General features: G+C 29.8%; 20 protein-coding genes. 15 read left to right on the top strand and 5 right to left on the bottom strand.

The genetic code is table 11. The features are described 5' to 3' along the window. Window positions 1–74: 74 nt before the first annotated feature. From rpsP to ACEG17_RS07780, 8 genes are all read left to right on the top strand, one after another. Window positions 75–344, top strand: a complete 270-nt coding sequence (gene rpsP / locus ACEG17_RS07815) for a 30S ribosomal protein S16 (protein WP_006804498.1) — start codon at window positions 75–77, stop codon at window positions 342–344. Between the two features lie 170 nt (window positions 345–514). After that, window positions 515–1,882 (top strand): bifunctional folylpolyglutamate synthase/dihydrofolate synthase, encoded by a 1,368-nt coding sequence (locus tag ACEG17_RS07810; RefSeq protein ID WP_372583259.1) that lies wholly within the window; start codon window positions 515–517, stop codon window positions 1,880–1,882. Between the two features lie 230 nt (window positions 1,883–2,112). Then, the gene (locus ACEG17_RS07805; protein WP_372583258.1) at window positions 2,113–2,691 is read left to right on the top strand and encodes a hypothetical protein; all 579 of its coding nucleotides are present in this window, start codon (window positions 2,113–2,115) and stop codon (window positions 2,689–2,691) included. Window positions 2,692–2,765: 74 nt separating this feature from the next. Continuing rightward, window positions 2,766–2,888, top strand: coding sequence for a hypothetical protein (locus tag ACEG17_RS07800; protein ID WP_372583257.1), 123 nt, complete (start codon window positions 2,766–2,768; stop codon window positions 2,886–2,888). 21 nt (window positions 2,889–2,909) lie between these two features. After that, window positions 2,910–3,398 carry a hypothetical protein gene (locus ACEG17_RS07795; protein WP_372583256.1) on the top strand — a complete coding sequence of 163 codons (489 nt, stop codon included), beginning with the start codon at window positions 2,910–2,912 and terminating at the stop codon, window positions 3,396–3,398. Between the two features lie 204 nt (window positions 3,399–3,602). Continuing rightward, on the top strand, window positions 3,603–4,493 hold the full coding sequence (locus ACEG17_RS07790; protein ID WP_372583255.1) for an immunity 49 family protein: 891 nt from the start codon (window positions 3,603–3,605) through the stop codon (window positions 4,491–4,493). Between the two features lie 167 nt (window positions 4,494–4,660). After that, the gene (locus ACEG17_RS07785) at window positions 4,661–5,269 is read left to right on the top strand and encodes a DUF2278 family protein (protein WP_372583254.1); all 609 of its coding nucleotides are present in this window, start codon (window positions 4,661–4,663) and stop codon (window positions 5,267–5,269) included. A 121-nt stretch (window positions 5,270–5,390) separates the two neighbouring features. After that, the gene (locus ACEG17_RS07780; RefSeq protein WP_372583253.1) at window positions 5,391–6,044 is read left to right on the top strand and encodes a DUF4240 domain-containing protein; all 654 of its coding nucleotides are present in this window, start codon (window positions 5,391–5,393) and stop codon (window positions 6,042–6,044) included. Window positions 6,045–6,400: 356 nt separating this feature from the next. Here ACEG17_RS07780 and ACEG17_RS07775 read toward each other — a convergent pair whose 3' ends face one another. The 5 genes from ACEG17_RS07775 to ACEG17_RS07755 form a co-directional block, all read right to left on the bottom strand. Next, entirely contained in the window at window positions 6,401–7,477 is a 1,077-nt protein-coding gene (locus ACEG17_RS07775; protein ID WP_372583252.1) for a M24 family metallopeptidase, read from the bottom strand. A gap of 420 nt (window positions 7,478–7,897) precedes the next feature. Continuing rightward, entirely contained in the window at window positions 7,898–8,896 is a 999-nt protein-coding gene (locus ACEG17_RS07770; protein WP_372583251.1) for an energy transducer TonB, read from the bottom strand. A 46-nt stretch (window positions 8,897–8,942) separates the two neighbouring features. After that, window positions 8,943–9,359 carry an ExbD/TolR family protein gene (locus tag ACEG17_RS07765; RefSeq protein ID WP_006804489.1) on the bottom strand — a complete coding sequence of 139 codons (417 nt, stop codon included), beginning with the start codon at window positions 9,357–9,359 and terminating at the stop codon, window positions 8,943–8,945. Window positions 9,360–9,483: 124 nt separating this feature from the next. Continuing rightward, window positions 9,484–10,110: a MotA/TolQ/ExbB proton channel family protein gene (locus ACEG17_RS07760; RefSeq protein ID WP_372583250.1), complete on the bottom strand. Its 627-nt coding sequence runs from the start codon at window positions 10,108–10,110 to the stop codon at window positions 9,484–9,486. 269 nt (window positions 10,111–10,379) lie between these two features. Further along, a complete protein-coding gene (locus ACEG17_RS07755; RefSeq protein WP_372583249.1) occupies window positions 10,380–11,672 on the bottom strand; it encodes an OmpP1/FadL family transporter in 1,293 nt (430 codons plus the stop codon). Between the two features lie 455 nt (window positions 11,673–12,127). Between ACEG17_RS07755 and ACEG17_RS07750 the strand changes: the two genes are divergently transcribed. From ACEG17_RS07750 to lpxD, 7 genes are all read left to right on the top strand, one after another. Beyond that, window positions 12,128–13,348 (top strand): NRAMP family divalent metal transporter, encoded by a 1,221-nt coding sequence (locus ACEG17_RS07750; RefSeq protein ID WP_382403038.1) that lies wholly within the window; start codon window positions 12,128–12,130, stop codon window positions 13,346–13,348. 20 nt (window positions 13,349–13,368) lie between these two features. Beyond that, a complete protein-coding gene (pxpB, locus tag ACEG17_RS07745; RefSeq protein ID WP_372583248.1) occupies window positions 13,369–14,115 on the top strand; it encodes a 5-oxoprolinase subunit PxpB in 747 nt (248 codons plus the stop codon). Then, complete coding sequence (locus ACEG17_RS07740) at window positions 14,115–15,119, top strand: 5-oxoprolinase subunit C family protein (protein ID WP_372583247.1); 1,005 nt, start codon at window positions 14,115–14,117, stop codon at window positions 15,117–15,119. Before pxpB ends, ACEG17_RS07740 begins: the two co-directional genes overlap by 1 nt. A gap of 106 nt (window positions 15,120–15,225) precedes the next feature. Further along, the gene (gene accB / locus ACEG17_RS07735) at window positions 15,226–15,642 is read left to right on the top strand and encodes an acetyl-CoA carboxylase biotin carboxyl carrier protein (protein ID WP_299572705.1); all 417 of its coding nucleotides are present in this window, start codon (window positions 15,226–15,228) and stop codon (window positions 15,640–15,642) included. Window positions 15,643–15,899: 257 nt separating this feature from the next. Next, window positions 15,900–20,504, top strand: a complete 4,605-nt coding sequence (locus tag ACEG17_RS07730; RefSeq protein ID WP_372583246.1) for a translocation/assembly module TamB domain-containing protein — start codon at window positions 15,900–15,902, stop codon at window positions 20,502–20,504. A gap of 8 nt (window positions 20,505–20,512) precedes the next feature. Then, complete coding sequence (locus ACEG17_RS07725; protein ID WP_372583245.1) at window positions 20,513–22,852, top strand: BamA/OMP85 family outer membrane protein; 2,340 nt, start codon at window positions 20,513–20,515, stop codon at window positions 22,850–22,852. A 97-nt stretch (window positions 22,853–22,949) separates the two neighbouring features. After that, window positions 22,950–23,951 carry a UDP-3-O-(3-hydroxymyristoyl)glucosamine N-acyltransferase gene (lpxD, locus tag ACEG17_RS07720; protein ID WP_147006147.1) on the top strand — a complete coding sequence of 334 codons (1,002 nt, stop codon included), beginning with the start codon at window positions 22,950–22,952 and terminating at the stop codon, window positions 23,949–23,951. Window positions 23,952–24,045 lie beyond the last annotated feature (94 nt).

The following is a 24,045-nucleotide window of genomic DNA, read 5'->3' as shown; positions in this document are numbered from 1 at the left end:
AAAATTTTAGTATAATCATAACATACTTAAAATAATAAATTTTCAAGTTATTAAATAAATGGAGGTAAAATTTAATGTTAAAATTAAGATTAACTAGATTAGGAAGAAAAAAAGTTCCTTTTTATAGAATAGCAGCTATGGAAGCTTTATCAAAAAGAGATGGAAAAGCAGTTGCTTACTTAGGAACATTCAATCCACTTGCTGAAGAAGGAAAACAAGTAGTATTAAAAGAGGAAGAAATCTTAAAATACTTATCACACGGAGCTCAACCGACTGAAACTGTTAAAAGCATTTTAACAAAAGCAGGAATCTGGGCAAAATTCCAAGAAACTAAGAAAAAATAGTTATTTATAAAAAGGCACTTGTATTGGTGTCTTTTTGTTTACCTAAATTTAAGAAAATTTATTATAAATTTTGAATTATACACTTTTCATAAGAAGGAATTCTTCTCGTTGTTAAAAAGATTTGATTTTTTAATAAGATATAATGCTAGAGTGAAAGGAAAAATTAGATAATGAAAATAGACGAAGTTCTGGAAAAAATTTTTAATATGAGAACGATTGATAAGAGGATAACTGACGAATCTTTAAATCAAAATAATGAAAAACTGAAAAAAATTTATGAGTTGCTGGGAGAGCCGTGTAAAAATAAGAAAATTATTCATATTGCAGGAACGAATGGGAAAGGTTCGACAGCCACATTTTTAGAGGGTATTTTTTTCGCAGCGGGATATTCTGTTGCAAAGTTTACTTCACCGCATATTTTACGGTTTAATGAGAGAATTTTGGTGGATAAAGAGATGATTTCTGATGAGGATGTTGTGAAGTATTATGAAGTTGTTATGGATATTTTGGAAAAAAATTCGTTGCAGATAAATTTTTTTGAGATAACGACTTTTATGGCTTTACTTTATTTTGAGGCAAAAAATCCTGACTTTATATTTCTAGAAACTGGTCTTGGCGGAAGATACGACGCTACAAATGTCATAAACTCGACAATTGCGGCTATAACAAATGTGAGTTTTGATCACGTCAGTCTTTTGGGAAATTCTCTTGACAAAATTGCAGACAGAAAAGCTGGTATTATAAAGGATGGGCAACTGTGCATTTACGCCCAGAATTTGGCTGAATTGGAGAATGCAGTAAAAAAAGAAACTGATAATTTGGTAAATGTCTTGAAAAAGTATCAGAATTTAAAAGTCGAACTGGATACTAAAAATTATAAGACAATTGTGAATATTTTGGAAAGTGAAAATTTGGAAGAATTTGAAAATATTGAAGATAAAAAAAATAAACATAATTTGGGAAAAACATTTATATTGCCACTTTTTGGAAAATTTCAGGCAAATAATTTTTTGATTGCTTATGAAGTTGCTAAAATTTATGGTATCAGCGACGAAATTATTCAGAAAGGGCTTGATGAAATTTCGTTGGCTGGACGGTTTGAGATTTTTTCACAAAATCCAGCTACAATACTGGATGTGGCTCATAATGATGATTCTGTAAGAGTTCTTGTAGAAAGTTTGAATGAACTTTTTAAAAACGATGAAGTAATTTTTATTCTTTCGATACTTGGAACAAAGGACATTGCAAATATTTTTGAGAAAATTTTGGAAAAAAATTACAAAATTTTTATAACTTCTCTAAAAGAGGTTACTTACGGACTTTCTGCCAATGAAATAAAGAAAAATCTGGAAAATGCAAATATTTTGACAAATAATATTATTTTTGAAGACAATATTTTAGATGCCTATAATCAAGCAAAAGAAATGGTCTTGGAAAAGAATAGTCAGTATAAGGCGATAGTGGTTTGTGGCTCTTTTTATGAAATTGCGAAATTTAAGAAACTTTGTGGAAAAAGAGATGAGCATTTTTTACAGTAGAAAAGGGAATTATTTAATGCCTGTATAGAATTGTTTCACACGACATTAAAAAATAAACACACAATGAAAGATTTGAAAAGTTAAGGGCTAGAATGTACGGATGTGTAGAAATATGATATAATAAAAAAATATATAGTAAAATAGGATTTTTGAACCTAAAAAGGGAAATGACAATCCAAAAGAAATGAAAGATATTTTAAATAACTTGAGAAATAGGGTAGGTAATTAAGATGAGAAAATTAAGATTAGCATTATTAGGAATAGTTTCAATATTTTGTCTAAATTCTTGTATAACTTCTGCACTGATAGGGACAGCGGTTGCTCTTTGTGGAGAAAATGGATGCAATAACATAAGAGAAACTAAAGATAAAGAGTTTGGAATAAAAATTTATGAAGAAAAAGAACCGAATAGATTTAAAGAATATATTAATTCGTTAAATTTAAGAAAAAGACATAAACTCGAGATACAAAAAGGATTATCTGTAAATGTTCCTGATGGATTTATTTTAAAAAAATATAGTAATTATAAATATTTTTATGATAAAATAAATAATATTGGATTTCCTATTTATGTCGATAATGATTATGACATAAAGCAAGTCTATAACGGAAAAGAAAGCCAAAGATATATTAGTGAACTAATATCAATAAGTAAAGGTGTTTCAACTTATAAAATAAAAAATAAAAAATCTGAGAAACTGCTGTTAATAAAGAAAATATCTGAAGACATATACATATATCTATCTGTTAAAGACGATGATTCTTCTATTTTAGAAAAATTTTATAAAGATTTTATGGAAAATTTGTAGGAAATATCTGAGTTATACTAGGATAGTTTTCCATAGTTTTTTAGATAGAGTTATGGTAAGGAAAGGATAAAAATATGAAAAAAAATAAAAAAGGAATAGAAAATGCAATAAAAAGTCAATTAAAGTTAAGTAAAATTAATGATTCAAAAACAATAAAAGTTCCTGATAGCACAAAATCTATTACCAAATTCATCTAATGAGTGGAGGGCTATCACAAAATGAATAATAGTTCATTTACAAAAATTTTTATATTTATTTGGATTTTTAGTTTTTTATTTATTTTGATTATGTTAATAAGTTTAGGTGCTTTTAAAGAAGATGTTGATGTTAAAAATATTAAAGATAAAATTTTAGAATATATTAATGAAAAAGATACGGAAATATATTTAGAAAATCAAAAAATAGAAGGTAAGGAAAAGGAGATAATAAATGAAATTTTTACAGGAAAAAATTACGATGTTTCTCCGTTTCAAGAGCAAGTATCTAGCGATCTTAAGGATATGAAAGGAATTGAAATAAAATTAAAGAGAAAAAATACAGAAATAAGTTTTGAAATATTTAACAATTTTGATTGTGTTGATAGTAAAGATTCAAAAGGAAATACTTGTGATATGGATGATATACTAAAAATTAGTTATAATGGTCAAATTAAAAAAATAAAACTTTATGTTGCAGATGAAGCGAATGAAATTTTAAAAAAATATTAGAGTATACCCCAAATTTTGAACAAATAATTTGAAAATCAATTTTTTTTATATTAAGTTTTCAATACAATACTGAGTTTTCTATTTTCAAATATTCTCTTAAATAATCGTTGTTGAAAAAGACAGCGGTTATTTTTTCTATATCGCATATAATTTGGATTTTTAAAACAACTTTTTACCCAATAAATTTTAGAGAGGAGAATACAAATGAATATTTTAATTGATGAACAAAAGTTCAAAGAAAATTATGAAATTTTATCTGATTATAAATTTGATTTTGAAATGGAAAAAAGATGTATAGATTACATTAAAAGTAAAAAGGGAAATCAATTATCCTGTATGAGAACATTATCATCAGAGTATAAAGTACTTGCTTCAAAAAATTTATTGATAGAAAATAATTTAAATTCTTTTAGGTTAAACTGCCATATTTCAGAAAAATTAAAAATTTTAGGAACTTCTAAAGAATCAAAACTTTATAAGGCTAGCTATAGTTTATTTGGATTAATTATGTCAAATAATAAAGAATGGATAAGTTTTTTAAAAAATAATTTAAACTATATAACTTCAAATGATTTTAATTCAAAAGAGAACACCTATATAAAATCAAAATATTTACATCGAAATTCTTTTTTATCAAAAACAACTATTTTAGCACTATTAGGAGATTTTGAAGAAGTAGAAAAAAGAAGCAAAAAATATTTGGAAGAACCATTAAATAAAAGTTATTATGCATATACAAAATATGATTTTATGTTTTTTGAAGCATTAGTAAATAAAAATACAGAAAAAATGAAACGAGCAATACATAAATTATTAGAACCTAAAATAGCTAAAAAAATTCTTTTTGATACAGATATTAATTATAGTTTTTATTTGAATATTTATGTATTAATGTATTCTAAAATAGCATTATTACATGGATTTGACTTAGGAATTAATGATAAAACGGCTCCTAAAAATTTAATTGATAATACCTCACTACAAAGTTATGAAGAACCATACGATTTTATGAAAAAAATAGATTTGGTAACATTGACACCTGAAAAATGGACAGAATGGACAGAAGATTATTCAATAGTTATACCAGTTAATTAAATAAAAAAAATTATAATCGTTGTTGTAAAAGACAGCGATTATTTTTTTTGTTTGTAATTTTAAAAAATTTATTTAATAAAATTCCCAATCCCTTTTCTTTCATAAAAAATATGTTATACTTATAATGAGAAAAAGTAAAAGTTCAGATATGCAGTAAAGAGGAAAATATGGAAAAATATGTGATGTTTCGAGGAAAAGTTATAGATAAATGGTACGACTTTGATAAAAGGGCACATTATCATATTGTGGCGATGGATGATGAGGGGAAAAGATATGATTTGGCGGTTAATATTGGGAGTATTTATGAGAAGATGAATGAGATAGTTTCTTCCAATTTGAAGGTTTATTATGATGAGAATTATAATTGCCGAAAGAGAATTGTCCGTAAAATGCTATTGCAAAAAAATGCCATTACAGAATGTCACAAGGATTTATATCTGGATTATATTAGAATGAAACTTTTTCCACACGAAAAGATGATACAGATGAAGGGGTTTGATGTAACAAGTATTTACTTGACTGGGATTATTGAAAAGAATGTTGTGCAGGCTATGAATAATGATGATTATGAAGTGATTGCGTTTGGAAGGCTTTATGCGAATGGGAAAGGGTTGCATGATATTCATATGAATCAGGGAAGTGTGGATAATTTTAGGAAAAATGATGCTTCGTATTCTGATGGAGGGCTGTTTTTTAGAAATAGACGAGATAATAAGATTACAGCTGTATTTATTGCATTTATTACTCAAAGTTTGAATATGCCTGAAAGTGTTTAGAGTCAGATTAATAAAAATTAGACGGAATTTATGAGGTTGATTTTAAAATAAATTTTTATAAAAATAATTAATAAAATATGGGGAAATATAAAAGATAGAAAAGAAAAGAGGTGTGACAAAGATGTCTATAAGAAATTTTGCTACAAAACTTAAAATGAAACGTGAAGAGTTTTGGAAATACATTTCCATATCGCATAAAAAAGCCAAAAATAATAATGAGTTTGTAGACTATTTAATAGATATTCTATCAAAAAAAACAGATGAGGAAATTTTTGATTTTGAAATAATTACATTTGAATTAATGCGTGAAAGTTATAATGAAAAGTTGTGGTGTGCCTCGTATCTTGTAAACGGCGACACAGCGAGCTGGAGTTTTGATTTTTTTAGGCTATGGTTGATTTCGCAGGGAGAAAAAATATATCATTCAATTATAAAAAATCAGGATAATTTATCAAAATATATAAACATATCTTTTGAAGCAAAATTTATGACAAATTATTTTGAAAATGAAAACTTTGCTTTTATTCCAGCCTATGCTTTTTCAAGAAAAAACTGCTCGCACAATATTTTAAACAAGGAAAGTTACAAAGTTAATAGTAAAACTATTTTTCAAGATAATTTTATTGATAATTATAATAAAAAATTGAATAATTATAAAAGAAAAATAGGCTATATTAACAAAAAGTATCCAAAAATAATATTTCACTGGTGTGCAAAATTTCCAAACAGTATGAAAGAAGTGTGTCCAACATTATTTAAAAAAATGTATTTTTAAAAAAATAAGGGAGTGCCTTAATTTATGGGACATTCCCTCTTCTCTAATGAGATTTAGTATTTTATATGTCTTTTCTTTATTTATTTTCGCAGGATTGCTCATTGCCGCAAAACCTTACCTTGCAATAAAGATTTATCCTGATAATTAAAATTATGGCAAGATTGCTACGCAATAACCTATGGCTAGACTACGACTTTTATTTGTCCAACTCCGAAACTCCTCCTTCCAGTCGTCAGACAGTCGTAGCTGAACAAATAAAAGCTCCGTCGGTTTATTAAAATTATCTTTAAATATTAATTTTTTATCCTTTATTGAAAAAGTTTGTAATAAATTCGTTACGTAAATGGAAAATAAAATTAACGTAAAATAATTAATTCTTTATTACTTTTATTTAATATTTCTCTACCATCTTTTTTAACTACAACGTCATCTTCAATTCTAACTCCGCCCCATCCGTCAAAATAAAGTCCTGGTTCAGAAGTTACAACCATGTTTTCTTTTAGTTCAATGTGTGAAGCACTTGATAAGTAAGGTAATTCGTGAATTTCAGCACCGATTCCGTGTCCCAGTCCATGTCCAAAATATTCGCCGTATCCTTTTTCAGTTAAAAAGTTTCTAACAGCTTTGTCAACATCATCTGACATTATTCCTTCTTTTATAGTATTGACACCCAATATTTGTGCTTCTAGAACAGTATTATAAATTTCTACGTGTCTATCAGAAATATTGTCTCCATAGTAAACAGTTCTTGTCATATCTGATACATATCCTTCATAATATGCCCCAAAATCCATTGTAATAAATTCTTCCTTTTGAATCTTTTTGTCAGAAGCTACTCCGTGTGGCATAGCTGAACGGTATCCGCTGGCAAAAATTGTAGTAAATGAACGGTCATCAGCACCTAATTTTCTTTGAATGTATTCCATATATGAAGAAACTTCCTTTTCAGAAACGCCTTCCTTTATAATTTTTAAAGCTTCTGAAAAAGCCACATCACTAATTTCTACAGCTTTTTTAATAAGTGCAATTTCTTCTTCTGATTTTACCATTCTTTCCATTACAAGTTTATTTCCAACTGGCACTAATTCCACTTTGAAAATGTCTTTTATCGTTTGATAAAGAGAAAATGAGACATTCACATCTTCAAATCCCACATTTTTTAGCCCAAATTTTTTTATATATTCTCCAACTGTCTGAAGTGAACCACGTGAAACTTCCACAAATTCAAATCCCATTTCACTAACTTGTTTAGTCGCTTGTGTCTTGTATCTAAAATCCGAAAAGAAAAAATTTCCGTTTTTTGTCGCAAGAGCGACTCCAGTCGTCCCAGTAAACCCAGTAAAATATCGAAGGTTATACAAATCTGTAATAAACAATCCATCAATATTCAGTTCATTTAAAATTCTTGATAATTTTTCAGTTCTTTTTTCCATGTTTTTTCCTCTTTTTTATTAAAATTTTTTTACTTTTAAAGTGTAACACAAATTCAAAATTTTTTCTATTTATTTTTATAAATGATATTAAGAAAAAGTTTAATTTTCTATTTTTAGTTTGATTAATAATTATTTCTTTAATTTATAATTTTTATATTTTTTAACGTAAGGGCATCAGACGCCATGCCGTTTTTCGCAATAAAAATTATTTTTACATGTATAGTTTACTACTACTTAGAGATTAATGGCGAAACGTTCTACGAACTACCCCACTTTACGCAAAACTTTCTTATAAAAGAAAAATAGAACTCGCTTTTGAATACAAATTATTTTAATCCAATTAATTTTATTTAACTTAAAGTTTATTTCAAAAGCTCAAACAGCTATTTTTCTTCTAACGAAATTTTGCTTGAAATATATTTAGTGAGTTTTTCTAAATCTAAATGGTTTTGTTATTACTCCAGATGAGCAATTGTTAGTTTTGAAATTTATTCTTATTCCTTTAGCGGCTCTTTTGGCTTCATTTAGAAAAATAGAACTTGCTCCTGAAGCTGAAATTACTGAGATGCCGCCACCTCTAGTAAATTTTACTGTAACATTTACAACAACATTAAATTCTCTGTTTAAACGTTGACTGCCTTGTGGCATTTCCAATGTTTCTCTGTATGAAACTGAAAAATCAGTACCTTCATGACATCCACCACCTCGTGTATTTCCAGACTTTTTATCGTTTCCATTTCCAGAACTAGTTGAATTTCCGCTTGTTCCTGTTCCATTTCCGTTTTTGTTACCTGTAGAGCTTCCGTTAGCAGTATTTCCATTTTTGTTTCCATGTGAAACTCCTGAATTTGAGAGAGTGTTTTTATGTCCAGAATTACTGGAAATAGTGGAGTTTGAAGCAGTTATGGTGTTTTGTACTGGTTTTGTGCTGGCAGAATTTCCTGTGGATTGTGAAATTACTGGTTGTGTAGCATTTTTAGGGGTGGAGGTAACTGGTGGGATAATTGGGTGTGATGTAGGTTTTGGTTGTTCTTTTGGTATGGTCTCTTGGGGTACTTTGGGAGGTTGTGGTAATGTTTGCTGTGGTTGTTTTGGCTGTATTGGTTGTGATGGTGAAAGTTCGGGCTGTTTTGGATTTTTAGGCTGTTTACTTGGTTCTATGTTTTTAGCTTCGGAAATTGCATTGTTTTTATTTGGTAGATTTCCCTTTTGTAACCCAGACGTTCCGTTACTTTCCTCATTGCTATCCGTATCAGCTGTGCTTTTTGTCTTATTTTCTTCTAAAATGCTGTTTTTTAAGTCAACAACAATAGTCTGCTTTTCTTTTTTTTCTTCAAGTTTCTGTTTTAAAACTGGAGTTGCAATTGGAATAAGGAGTATTCCCAAGTTTATTGCAGCTGAAATTATGTAATATTTCATTTTTCACCTTCATTCGTTTTCTTTAAATATCTAATTTTATATAGTTTTAATTTTTATTTTGAATATTTAAACTTATATTTTCTATGTTCATATTTTTTAAAATACTCATCGTATCCACAATGTCCTTATATTCCAAATGTTCGTCGGCAGTTAAAGTTATATTTTTTAATGCTTCCTTTGGTAATTTTGAAAATTCGGAAGCTATTTCATTTTGGGAAAGTTCCCTAGTTTTGTCATCTATTTTTAAGAAGTATTTTTTGTCTTTATTTACGATTACTTCTATTTTTGTATCTTCCTTTTTTTCAAGCTGTGCTGATGTTTTGGGAACTGACAGCTGAAATTGGGAATAATTGTTAAATGTAGTTGCAAGCATAAAAAATATTAGCAGCATAAAAATTACATCAATTAAGTTTAACATTGATATATCAACATTTTGACGTTTTCGTCTGTTAGAAAATTTCATATTTTTCTCCTAAGAAATTTGATTTGTAAATTTTACTTATAATTTGTTTGAAGTTAAACTAATCTAAATCAGATAAAATTAGTTTGGATTTTAAATCTAAGATTAGAATAAAAGGTTGTAAAAATCAATCTTTTACTCGACTCAAAAACTGCAATGCCGCTCTTTCCATTTCCGCCACAATAACATCAATCCGTCTGTTAAAATAATTATAAAAGACTAATGCAGGTATTGCAACTATTAATCCAAACGCAGTTGTGTAAAGTGCTTCTGAAATTCCACCAGCCACTATTTTTGCTGTGCTTGTACCATTTCGGGTAAGGGCTGAAAAGGCTGCAATCATTCCTGTAACAGTTCCCAGAAGTCCCAGTTGAGGAGCAGCATTTACAACTGTTCCCAATAAACTCATACCTTTTTCGAGTTCAGTAGTCTGCTCTAAAATACTTTCACTTATGATACCCTCGATAACCTGTCTATGTGAATTATCAAGCTCATCAAAGTTAATATCCATATTAGAAACAATTTTTGTCACACTTTTAGAAACAGAATCAGTCTTATCTTTACAAAGTTTTAAAATTTCTTCCTTATTTCCAGTTCTAAGTGCTTTATAAAGCTGATTTTTCTCATTTTCTGACAATTTTTTTTCTTTTGATAGAAAAGTATACATTTTTTCAATAATAACAGCAAGTCCAGATATTGAGGCAAGTAAAATTACCCACATAAATATTCCGCCGTCAAAAAGGTATTTTAACATAATTCGTCCTTCTTTCTTTTATTATTTTTGATATAAAATTATTTTACTATAAAAATATTTTTGTGTCAAATATTGCTAAAAAAGTTATTTGTAGAATAAAAAATAATAAAAAAACAGCCCAAAATTGATAGTTTAATGGCTGTTTTAGAGTTCTATAGCCAATCCACCTAAAAAATGGATTGGTTGTAGTTATAGTCTAGCTCTTTATTCTTGTTTCAGGCTAGAATTTATATATTTGTCTTTATTTTAGAGAAAGCTTTTTAAAATTATTAGAATTTGTGTGTGTATCCCAATGTGAATACGTTTACGTTTTTGTCATATTTTACTTTTGATTTATCAATGGAGATTCTAGGAAGTGAAGTTTGTTCACGTTTTCCGTTAGCTGAATTGTAGCTTACGTGAGCAATTCCAAATTTCCATTCTGAAGACTCTGTTGGCTTATATGTAAGTCCTGTTGCGTAGATTTGTGAGTTTATTGCATACTCCACATCAGAGAATGATTCTCTTTTTGCTCCTGTATCTGCATAGTTAAATCCAGCATGCCAAGTAAATTTTTCATTAATTCTATAATCTACTCCAAAGTTTATTTCATATCCATCGTTATATTTAAATCTATCCATTTTCGCAGATTTATTGAAGTAGTGTGTGTATCCGCTTGACAAAGTCCATTTGTTAATATCCTTTGAAACTCCTAATGCTAAGACTCCTGGCAAGTCACGTCTTGACTGGAATCCATCTGCATATTCAGGATAAAAGAATGAAATTCCTAAAGGACGTCCTCTTAACATCATCTTGTTATCTTCCTGTGCTTTTGACTTAAATTTTAATTTTACAGGTGTTTCGTATCTTATTGCAAAATTTAAAGTATCAGTAGGCTTGTAATCAAATCCTATAATTCCGCCAATACCTTTTGCATCACGTTTTGAATTCATTGACAGATAATTTTTGTTAAGACCAATTGCTGAACCAACTAAAGTATTGTATTCATATTGTGCTTCTCCATCTAATTTTCTATGGGCATAAACATATTTAAGGCCACCTGACATTGAGAATGTGTCATTAAATTTATAAGCTCCACCAAGCATTAATTGATAGTAACGATTTTGCCCAGTAAAACGGTTTTTTACAACCTTTGCTCTAAGTCTTCCACCTGTAATATTGTTAAATGTTTCTCCAGCAAGTTCGATTCCAGCAACTCCATTATTATAACGAAGAGTGGCTCCACCAGCGATAACACTTAAATTTCCAAAAAGTGAATAATTATCTTTTTTGTACAAAACATTGAATGATGGTGCACCTGCATATCTGTGAGATCTTAATTTTTTTCCATTTAATGTCATTGATTCATCAACCATTGAGTTTTGAAGGTTTGCATTAAGATAAGTTCCATCATCTAAAAAAGCAGTTCCCGCAGGGTTATAAAATATACCTTCTACAGAAATTTTTCCTGTTTGAGATGGATTTTGAAAATATGAAGCCGAATTGTTTGACAAATAGTCAATACTTGCAGCATTTGCAAAAATGGCAGTCAAAATCGACATAATAACTATTTTTAATTTCATATGATTCCTCCTTGTTATATATATAATTTTATCATATTTAAAGATGTAAGTTAAATAAATTTAATAATAAAAATCTAAGTACATCATAATATAACACGCGTTATATAAAAAGTCAACAAATTTATTTTGATTACAAAATTATTTATTGTATAAATTTTTATAATAAACAACTTAGCTAAATAAATTAAAGTTTTATATAAAGAAAAATTAAGTATTATAAAAAGCCAATCAAGCATATAAAAAATATATTATTAAACCTTTGACAATATATAATTTATATACTATAATTGTAACATATTATACCAAATATTCTGTGACCAAAATTTAGTGAAAGAATTTTATCAATTAAATAATAGCAGTTTAAAATGTCCAGTAAACTGTGTATGAAATTGTTAAAAGATTCGTAGGTTTTAGTCTTGAATATTTAAAAAATTTTAGAAAAGGTGGTAAGAATTATGAGTGGAGAAAATGTGAAAATGCAAAAAAGCAAAAACACAAGTGTATTACTAGGGGCGGCTTTTATTATGGCAACATCTGCAATTGGGCCTGGATTTTTAGTACAAACTGCCAAGTTTACAAATAGCTATAAGGCAAACTTTGGATTTGTAGTGCTAATATCAGTTTTGCTTTCTATGATTGTTCAGCTTAATGTATGGCGTGTGCTTTGTGTAAGTGAGATGCGTGGACAGGATATAGCAAATAAACTTTTGCCAGGACTTGGATATTTTGTAGCATTTCTTGTAGCTTTAGGTGGACTTGTATTTAATATTGGAAATGTTGGTGGAAGCGCATTGGGATTTAATACATTGCTAGGTATTCCTAAAATGGCGGGATATTTTATTTCTGGCGGCGTTGCAATAACAATATTCTTATTAAAGAATGCGGCAAAGGCTATGGATACACTTACAAAAGTGCTTGGTGGATGTATGATAATCGTAATATTTATTGTTATCTTAATTGTAAAACCGCCAATTGGGCTTGCTGTTAAAGATACTTTTTTACCAAGTGAAAGTATTTCAAACTTAATTCCTGCAATTTTGACCCTTCTTGGTGGTACTGTTGGAGGATATATTACTTTTTCAGGGGCACACAGACTAATTGATGCAAAAATTACAAAAGAAGAAAATCTAGATGAAATCAATAGAAGCTCAATTATGGGAATAGGAATTGCAACTCTTGTGAGAGTTCTGCTATTTTTGGCAATATTAGGAGTGGTAGTTAAAGGAGTGTCTTTGGCAGCTGAAAATCCTGCGGCAGATGCGTTTCGTCAAGGAGCCGGAGAAATTGGATATAGATTTTTTGGTCTGGTTCTGTTGAGTGCAGCAATCACTTCTATCGTTGGTGCAGCATATACTTCAGTGTCCTTTTTAAAAACATTTAACAAGAATATTGAAAAACATGAAAAATGGGTAATAATAGGATTTATTGTTGTTTCTACAATTATTATGGCAATTGCGGGGAATCCTGCTACATTATTAATTTTAGCAGGTTCATTAAATGGATTAATTTTACCAGTAACTTTAGGAATTTGCTTAGTTGCTTCGCAAAATAAATCAATTATGGGTGAAAATTACAGACATCCGAAAGTATTGCTGATACTGGGAATAATAGTTGTGTTAATTACAGCTTATTTAGGAGTAGTGTCACTGGGAAGCTTGACAAAATTATTTAGTTAAAACAGAAAGAAGGTATAAGAATGACAGGGAAACAGTCGGAAGGCATAAAAATACTTCCTGAAGGAGATTCGGCAATTTTAATTGAATTCCCAAAAACTATATCGCCTGAGATAAATGGAAAAATTACTTCACTCGCACATCTTATAAAGGAACAGCATATAGAAGGGGTGATGGATATGATACCCGCATTCTGCTCGCTCCTTATTCATTATGATCCACGTGTTATTAGTTATGGAAAGTTATTGAATAGAGTGAATAAAATAATGAAATTAAATTTGGATATGAAGTCAAAAACTAAAAAAGTATATGAAATTCCAGTCTGTTATGGCGGAGAATACGGGCCGGATTTGGAATTTGTTGCTAAAAATGCAGGTCTTTCAATTGAAGAAGTTATAAAAATTCATAGTTCAAAGGATTATTTGATTTATATGCTTGGATTTTTACCAGGATTTTCGTATCTAGGTGGACTTGATGAAAGGATTCATACACCAAGATTGGATAATCCAAGAATAAAAATCCCTGCTGGAAGTGTGGGAATTGGAGGTGCTCAAACTGGAATTTATCCGCTGGAATCACCAGGAGGATGGCAATTGATTGGAAAGACACCAGTAAAAACGTATGATTCTGACAGAAAAGTTCCTGTTTTATTTGAAGCAGGAGATTATATACGTTTTGTACCAATTTCAGAAGCAGAATTTGAAAAAATTGAAAAAGAAGTGGAAGAAAATAAATATGAATGCATTGTGCATAAAGAGGAGGTGGAATAATGGGATTTCGTGTGTTAAAGGGAGGGCTTTTGACAACTGTTCAGGATATAGGTAGAACAGGATATCAAAGTCAAGGTTTTGGAACATCTGGAGTTATGGATGTGCGTTCCTTTAAAATTGCGAACATGCTTATTGACAATCCTGAAAATGAAGCTGTGCTTGAATTTACAATGATTGGTCCCACGCTTGAATTTACAAGCGAAACAATAATTGCAATAACGGGTGGAGATTTTCAGCCATTAATCAATAAAAAACCAGCTCCAATGTATACTGCAATTTATATTAATAAAGGCGATGTGCTTGAATTTCAAGGTGCAAGAACAGGTGTGAGAGGTTATATAGCTTTTTCGTGCTACTTAAATATCCCTGTAATAATGGGAAGCCGTTCTACGAATATAAAGTGCGGAATCGGTGGTTTTAAAGGACGTAATTTAAAAGAAGGGGATTATATTTCTTTTAGGATAAGAAGACGGTATTTACCATATTTCCTTTCAAGAACACTTGATTTAGATGAATTTAATCAGGAAGATGAGGTAATCCGTGTAATAATGGGACCGCAAGATAATCTGTTTACAAACGAAGGTAAAAAAACTTTTTTAAACAGCGAATTTACAATTACAAACGACTTTGACAGAATGGGATGCCGGATAGAAGGGCCTTATATTGCTCATAAAGAGTCGGCTGACATAATATCGGACGGAATAGCATTGGGAGCTATACAGGTTCCTGCACATGGAAAACCTATTATTTTGCTGGCAGACAGGCAGACAACAGGAGGATATCCCAAAATAGCCACAGTTGCAACAGTAGATTTGCCAAAATTAGTGCAAAGAAAAGCAGACCATAAAATTCGTTTTAAAGCAATCAGTGTTGAAGAAGCACAAAATCTTTTGATTGAAGAAATGAATGAATTTACTCAGTTTAGAAAAAAAATTCATGCACCTTGCAAGGAAGTGCTAGATGTGAGATTTGTGTCCAAAAGGCTTAAGACGTTATTTGAATAAGTTATTATAAAAGTAAGGCTATTTTAACTCAATTTTCTAAATTATTAATTTTTATAATTTGGTTTTGAGGAAAAATTGAATATATTTTTCAGAAAGGAAAATTAAGATGGATTTAGAACAAATTGAAAAATTAGTAGAAATCATAGAAAAATCAACGCTTAAAGAGATTACTGTAGAAGAAGGCAATTTAAAAATCAATTTAAAGCGTGAAAATAATTCAGAAATTCAGAATGTTCAAAAAAATATAGAAAGAAAAACAGAAATTGTGGAAGAACCGGATGAAGAAAGTTTTATCACTTCACCAATTGTAGGAACTTTCTATTCAGCGGCTTCTCCAGAAACTCCTGCATTCGTGCGTGTAGGAGATACAGTAAAAAAAGGGCAGCCAGTTTGTATTGTAGAAGCAATGAAACTGATGAATGAAATAAACTGCGACTTTGACTGTGAAATAGAAGCGGTATTAGTAAGCAATGAGCAAAAAGTCGAATATGGACAGCCATTGTTCAGAGTAAAAAAAATATAAAAATTATTTAAGTATTTTTGACTTTTATTGTTGAAAATACTTATTTTTTTTATGAGCAGAGCAAAAATAATGAATAATAGAACTCTAAGTGAAAAAAACACATATAATAATAGATTTTTATGCAAAATTGTGATAAAATAAAAAGGATATTTTCTTTTGGATACAAAATGATGAAAGAAAATTAGAATAGAAAACTAGGACAATGAAAATAATTATCCTTTTCAAAATAATAGAAGAGGAGGTAGAAAAAACGTGAGATGAAATACATAAAGAAATCTTTAATTGTATTTATTTTTCTTTTGATGTCTTTATTTGGATTAAAGTTATATATTTCAACTAAAAATTTTAATAGCATGTTGACTTCAATCTTGAAAAGTAGTGGACTGAATGTTGAATTTAAAGATGTTAAGCTGATAGGATTTAACAAAATTCAGATTGACAATTTAAAGGTTAAAGATATTGCTGGAAATGTTGTTATCGATGGTAAAAGAACTACAGCTGGAATTAGTTTGCTTATGCCAACTCGGCTTAATAGAATTGATGTTTATAACGGGACTGTAAATCTGGAACGTAGAAAAAATAATGATTTTAATATTTTTTATGTAATAAAAAAAGATCCTAAAAAGAAACAAACATATGATCCGACAAGCAGAATTGGAAAACTTCACATTCATAATGCAACTTTGAATTATACAGATACAAGTTTTGATAAAAAAATATCAAAAAGATTGACAAAAGTGAATGGAAGACTCGAAACTGCTAAGTCAAGAGGTTTTTCACTTGTTGCAAAAGGTTCTGGAAATAAAAATCAAGATGGAACAGTTGAGGCTGTAAAAATTGAATTAAAACAGCTTCTGAAGTCTAAACAGTCGATTTATTCAATGTTTGATAAAATAAAAAACAGTGATGAAAGAAGAAAGGAATTCAGGCTTAACTTTAGTTTTGAGAATGTTGGCATAACTGAAGAGCTGGGACAATATGTGCCGCTTGAAATGATTAAGGCAAAAGGTGGACTGCTTACTGGTGTATTAAAGTTAGAAAATGATAAAATCAAGAAAACAACACAAGCATTAGGAAGTCTCAAAATTAAAAATGGTAAACTAAGATATGTAGATTTAGATGGCGATATTGATAATGTAAACGCTTTAATTGATTTGAAGAAAGACAGGATTACGGTTAATGCCGATACTAAATTAAATGAGAGTCCAGTAACTATAGCATTAACTTATCTTGTGCAGAATCAGAAATTAAATTTAAAATTAGTTACAGATAAACTTCCTTTTGAACAAGTTGCACGGTATAAAATAATCAAGGATTCAAAAATTAAGGCTGAAGGATTGGTTACAGGAAATCTTGAAGTAAATGCTGATACCAAAAACAAAAAAACTACACTTAATGGTAAATTTTCTTCAGATAATATAAAAATTTCAAATTATAATTTTCAAAATATAAAAACTAATATGAAAATTGCTGATGAAAAACTAACTTTGACTGATACTGCATTTTTGTTTGATCAGGAATTTTCAGGATTCAGAGTTAATGAAGATGTTAAAATTGGAAAATTTGTGTATGACTTGAAAAAGAAAACTGGAACAGGGGATTATGTCTTAAATAATCTAGGGTCAGATTTTAACATCAAGACAATTACTGGAAATGCCCAAATTTCTGCTAAGAACATTATAACAGGAACAGTAAGGTCAAAAGCACTGAATGGAAATTATGTTGTAAATCCTAAAGCACAGACAGTAGTGGTAAATGCTAGAAGTAATAGTTATTTCACTGTAAATTATGGTGGGAAAAACTACACAATAAATCCTGATGTAGACAACTTAGTTGTAAAATTTAATGAAAAAAATGTGCTGCGTTCCGGACATATTAATGCGAAAATAAAAGATTTGTCAATGCCGTTTGTAAACACTGTAAATGCTAAAATAAGAATACATAATGGAAATTACAGTATTAGTGGAACAGCTGGAATAAAAGGTGGCGGAACGGTAAATATCTCAGGAATTACAACTTCAGATATGAAACATTCTTATTCATTAAAATTACCTAAAAATGTAGATATTGCAAAATTGTTAAGAGCAAATGGCTATAATTTCAAAGGATTGGATAAGGCAAAATTGCCAGCAACACTTACAGCAAAAATTAGTGGAAACGGAAATAAAATTTCTGGAACATACAATCTTTACAGCCCTTATGGAGAATATCTAGGAGAATATGAAAAATTAAATGCTAGTGGTAAAATCAATGATTTAGCGAATTTGGATATAACAATTAATACAAATGTAGATGAATTATGGTTTGGTTACCAGAGGCTTAAAAATGTAAGTGGAAATCTGAGAATAAAAGACAATATTGTAAATATCACAAGTATTCAGAATGAAAATTTAAATGCCAGCGGTAAGTTTAATATAAAAACTGGTAAAATGGACATAAATGCTGGATTGAAAGATTATGTGCTTTACAATACTTCTGGACCAAAAATTAATTTAAAAGTTGGAACATTGGATGCAAATTTATCAGGAACAGTAGATAAACCTTCAGGAGCAATAACAATGCCATCTGCGATAACGTCAATAAATTCAAACTATGTAGGTGATACAAATGCAAAAATTAGCATAAAAGACGGAGTTGTAAATTTTGATAATGTAACTTTACGTGAAAACAGCCTATATGGAACTTATGATTTGAAGACTGGTATTTCAGACATTGGGATTAGCTTAAATGAGCCTGATATTCCAAAACTTTTAAAAATGAAGGATTTAACATTTGGAACAAGATCAGATCTTAGTTTAAAGGGTGATTTGAACAACTTTAATTTGGCAGGACAGGTAATTCTTGGTAATATGAGCTTTAAAACTTATAGAATTCCACATGTTGTTGCAGAACTTGAATATTCTAATGGAGATATAGATAAATTATTCAAATATGGAACGTTTAATTTGCAGAAACTTAAATTTATTGGGGATAACCAGGAAACATTGTTTGAGACAAATACTAAATTTGATCTAGCAAATGTAGATATTGATTATAGGATAGAGAAACAGAAGTTTTCACTAGATTCTGTACAAGATTTAAAGGATAAAGGATATAGCGGAGACATTGACTTCGGATTTATGTATCGCGGAAGTTTTGAAAATTTTGTAACAGGAGTTCAGATAAAATCGGATGAAATTAAACTTAGTGGATTCCCAGTAAAAAATGTTGACATTGATTTACAGGCTAATGAAAAAAACTTGAATATCGGTCAATTTTATTTAGAATATGAAGATAATCCGCTTCTTGTAAATGGATATGTTCAATTTTCACCAATAAAATATAATGTTTCTATGCTAGCAAAAGATTTTAACCTTGATTTTTTAGGACTTAATAAAGATGTAGAACAAGCAAGTGGGATTGCAAACATAGATGCGGTTATTTCAAGTGAATCTACAACAGGGCATATTTTATTAGATAAATTTAACTATAAGACAAAAGATAAATTAACACTTGTTGACAATGTAAATGCTAATATTGATTTGAAAAATAATAAACTTGTTGTAAATCGGTTAGATGGTGGATATAATGGTGGAACTTTTAAAGTAACAGGAGATTTGGATGTTCCAACAATTCCTGCTGATTTTATGAAGACGAAGAGGCTGGAACTTGGAAAATTTGAATTAAATGCCAATCTTAATAATGTTGGACTTCATTATGGAAAAGGGATAGACTTTGCACTTACTGGAGATGCAGTGTTTACTGAAAATAGACTATTTGGAAATTTTGTCGTTGATAATGCAGAAATTCGAGAATTGCCAAATTTCGGTGGAACGGATTCTGAAACAAAAACTGCTTCGGCAGAACAAAAAGCTAAAAAACAGCAAGAAAAAACAATTGTAGAAGGAATTGTCGAAGAAGTAATTGACAAAATATTAAAGCAGTATACAGTTAATCTAAACGTACGGACAGGAAACCATGTGAAAATAAATATTCCTAACGTAAGTATTGTAAGAAATATAGAAGGAACTGTAAAAGGAGCTTCTGAAATCACATATACTAATAAGGAAATCGGAATAGATGGAGAATATATGATTACAAGAGGTTCATTTTCTGTAAACGGAAATGATTTTAAAATAGATGGTGCAGAAATAAGATTTACTCCATCGACTAACGGTACAGCATCCTCTATATCAAATCCTTTTGTAATATTTGATGCGAGTACAATAGTAAATGGAGATAGAATAGATATAAATGTAAGCGGAAATATAAATTCTCCTGAAATTAAATTTTCATCATCTTCTGGAAAAACTAGGGAAGAAATAATATCACAACTTGCATTTAATACTGTAGTTGGAAATAGCCCTAAAAAACCAGGTGAAAAAAATGATGAAAATTCAGCTGATGGATTAGTCGTTGCAGGCTCTTTGGTAAATACTGCATTAAATGAGTTGATTTTTTCGTCAGTAACTGGTAAAATTAGAGATATACTGAAAGTATCTAAATTTTCTGTTTCAACAAATCTTAAACAATCAAATAAAACAGGAAAATATAGTGCAGCAACTACACTTACAATACAGGATAATTTATATAAGGATAAACTATTTTGGAATGCATCAGTCAAATTTCCATATCAGAGTTCAAATTCTGAGGAAAAAGATCCAATTGGTTACAACGCCTGGTTGAGCTATAATGTTACAAATGGCTTAGACTTAAGAGTTGGAGGAGAAAGTATAAACAAAAGCAGAGTAAGTACGAATATGAATAATGGATCAAGAATAAATTATTATTTTGGAATTGATTTTTCAACAAGAGCTGATACGTTCGGAGATATTTTAAGAAAAATATTTAGAAAGAAAAAACTTGAAACATTAAAAAAATAGGAGGAAAAATGTCAAACCAAAAATTGAAAAGTAAGATTTATGCTTTGATTATTGCGGTAACTTTATTTGTATCTGTAAATAAGGTAACGCAGGCTGAAGAAAAAAGCAGAATAACTGAAACAAAAGAATTGGCAGATAATGGAAAAAATAGTACAGCCAATAAAGTGGAAGAGGAAGAAGACAACGAAGACCAAATTTCAGATGTTAATAAGATTCAATATATTCCTGAAGAGGTAGAAATTGGTAATGAAATAGGAGATGAGAAAGGTAAGAAGATAAAGAGTAAAAGAACTTCGATTCGTCAGGCAAAAGGAAAAAATAATATATTTGAAACTCAAGCTGAAACAAGAGACGATTTAAAAGTTGGTTCAATTCAAATTTCACAAACAAAAGAAATATCTTCTGAATATCTGTTATCACAAATTCCAGTAAAACCTGGAGATAATTATTCGAATAAAAGCTTGAGTGATATTTACTTGTCACTTAAAAGATTAGGATATATAACAGAAGCAAATGTTTATCCAAAGATTCAGGGGAATTCTGTAAATATAGTAGTTGAAGTTGCAGAAGCTGAAAATGCGGCAGCAATTCTGGAAAGACAAAAAGTTCAGGAAGAAATGAAAAAAGAAACAGAATACACAATATCAAGTGTAGATATTGAAGGAACAAAAATACGTAGCAAGGAAGAATATTTGAAAGACTTGCCAGTAAAACCTGGAGATATTTTTATACCTCAAAAAGCACTTGAAGGAGCACAAAAAATATTTAATTCAGGATATTTTGCAAAAGTTGATCCAAAAATTGATAGAAAAACCGATAATACTGTTTCAATAGTTTACGAAGTTCAGGAAAATCCAATTATTCAAAGTATAAATTTTGAAGGTAATACACTTTACAAAAATTCAGAATTGGAAAAAGCATTGGGTGTAAAAAAAGGCGAAATCTTAAATGGAAACTTATTGAATCCTGATGAAAACGGAGTAATTAAGTTATATAACAAAGATGGATATTCTCTTGCAAGAATTGAAACGATAAATGTTTCAAATGAAGGAAATGTAAATATAGGTTTAACAGAAGGAATTGTTGATTCTGTAGAAGTTCAGAAAGCTCCTTCAAAAAATGATAATGAAAGACAATCTGCAAAACGTTCTACTTTAAGAACAAAACCTTATGTATTTGAAAGATATATGGAAATAAAACCAGGACAAGTTTTCCAAACTAAAAATATAAAATCTACAATAAGTGAGCTTTATAGAACAGGTATGTTTACTGAAATTACTCCAGTGTTTGAAGGGAAAGAAAATGATCCAAATGCAAGAGTTGTAAAATTACTTGTAGAAGAACGTCCAACTACTACAATTAATGGAAGTATTTCTTATGGAACATCTGTTGGATTAGTAGGAGAACTTAAATTATCTGATGATAATTTCTTAGGAAGAGGACAGTCTGCTTCTGCTACTCTTTCTGCTTCAAACAAAGGAGACAAGACATTTGAGCTTAACTGGTTTGATCCTTGGTTAAAAGGAACTGAAAGAGTTCAGCTTGGAGGATCGTTTTACTGGACTCAATCTGTAGATGATAATGCTGATGCTGATGAAGTAGAAAAAGTTAGAAAAATTGGAACACGTTGGCAAATTGGTAAAGGGTTGAATAGCGATATTGATGTAAGATTTATTGCAAGATTCGATAATTATAAAGAATTATTTGCTAATAAGAAAGTAAATGATAAATATAAATTATTCGCAATGGGACCAATATTAACTTATGACACAAGAGACAATAAATTTAGTCCTACAAAAGGATTCTATGGAACAATGGCGTACGAAAGAGGAGAACTTATAAAAGATCCTAGAAAGTATGATCAGTTTGAAGTAGATTTAAGAGCCTACCATCCAACATTCTTTGGTGATAAGAATGTAATGGCGTATAGAGCAGCTTGGGGAACAACAGGAAGTGGTACTCCAGAAGCACTAAGATTTAGTATAGGTGGAGCTGAATCTGTACGTGGGTATGACTATAGTGCATTTGATGGATTTGATAAATTCCATGCGACAATCGAAAATAGAACAAAAATTAATGATACATTACAACTAGTAGCGTTCTTTGATATAGGAAATGCTTGGCAAAATGAGTCAAGAGATCCTCGTACTGGTAAGAAAATCTATAAACCAAATAGAAAAGATGCTCATGACTTCAAAGATCTTAAAAAAGGGTACGGAATTGGGGTAAGATTGAATACACCAATTGGTCCATTAAGATTTGACTATGGTTGGCCAATGGATCCTGAGAAAAAAGGTGAGAAAAAAGATAAAGGTAAGTTCTACTTTAGCTTTGGACAATCATTCTAGTTTTTTGAGCTAATAAAAATATAAACTTAAATAATTATAAGGGGTGATTAATTTCATCCCTATAATTTTATAAAAAATAAAAAAGGAGAGATCCAGAATGTATAATATTAAAGAAATTGCAAAATTAATAAACGGAGAAATCAGAGGAAACGATGAATTAAATTTTACAAGGCTTGCTCCATTTTTTCATTCAAATGAAAAGGAATTAACATTTGCAGCGGATGAGAAAATGCTGAAAAATATGGATAAATGTAATGCAGGTGCTGTAATTGTTCCTGATTTGCCAAATTTACCTGCAAATAAGACCTTTATTGTTGTAAAAAGTAATCCGAGAGAATTGATGCCAATACTGCTGAATTATTTCAAGCCTAAATTGCAGCCATTTGAAAATCAGATAGAAAATTCTGCAAAAATTGATGAAACTGCAAATGTCTCAAAAATAAATACTTATATTGGACACAATGTAAAAATTGGAAAAAATGTTGTTATTTATCCAAATGTATCGATTTTTGAAGGAACTGAAATTGGAGATGACTGCATAATTTATTCAAATGTTACTATAAGAGAATTTACAAAAGTCGGAAGAGGTACAATTTTGCAGCCGGGAGCTGTGATAGGATCTGACGGGTTTGGATTTGTAAAAATTAATGGAAACAATGTGAAAATTGAGCAAATTGGACACGTAATATTAGGAGAGGAAGTTGAAATTGGAGCAAATTCGTGCGTTGACAGAGGTGCAATTGGAGATACAATTATAAAAAAAGGTACAAAAATTGATAATCTTGTTCACATTGCACATAATGACATTATTGGTGAAAACTGTCTGATTGTGGCTCAAACTGGTATTTCTGGAAGTGTAGAAGTGGGAGACAATTCGACTCTTGCAGGGCAAGTTGGAGTGGCAGGACATCTTAAAATTGGAAGTAATGTAGTAATTGCAGCAAAATCTGGGGTTACTAATGATGTGCCGGATGGAAAGCAGATGTCTGGTTATCCACTTCGTGAGCATATGGAAGATTTAAGAGTGAAAATGGCCATGGGAAAAGTGCCTGAACTTGTAAAGAGAATGAAAAAGTTGGAAAAGGAATTTGGGAAATAGAACGGTAATTAAATTTATTTATTGACCGCTTATCAAAATTTCAAAACTTCCTTGACTTATTAATTCAAATGATGTAGAATAAATAACAGATAAT

This window comes from Leptotrichia hongkongensis, assembly GCF_041538065.1.
GTDB lineage: Bacteria > Fusobacteriota > Fusobacteriia > Fusobacteriales > Leptotrichiaceae > Leptotrichia > Leptotrichia hongkongensis.
The sequence above is the reverse complement of the archived record's forward strand: the minus strand, read 5'-3'. Positions and strand labels throughout refer to the sequence as shown.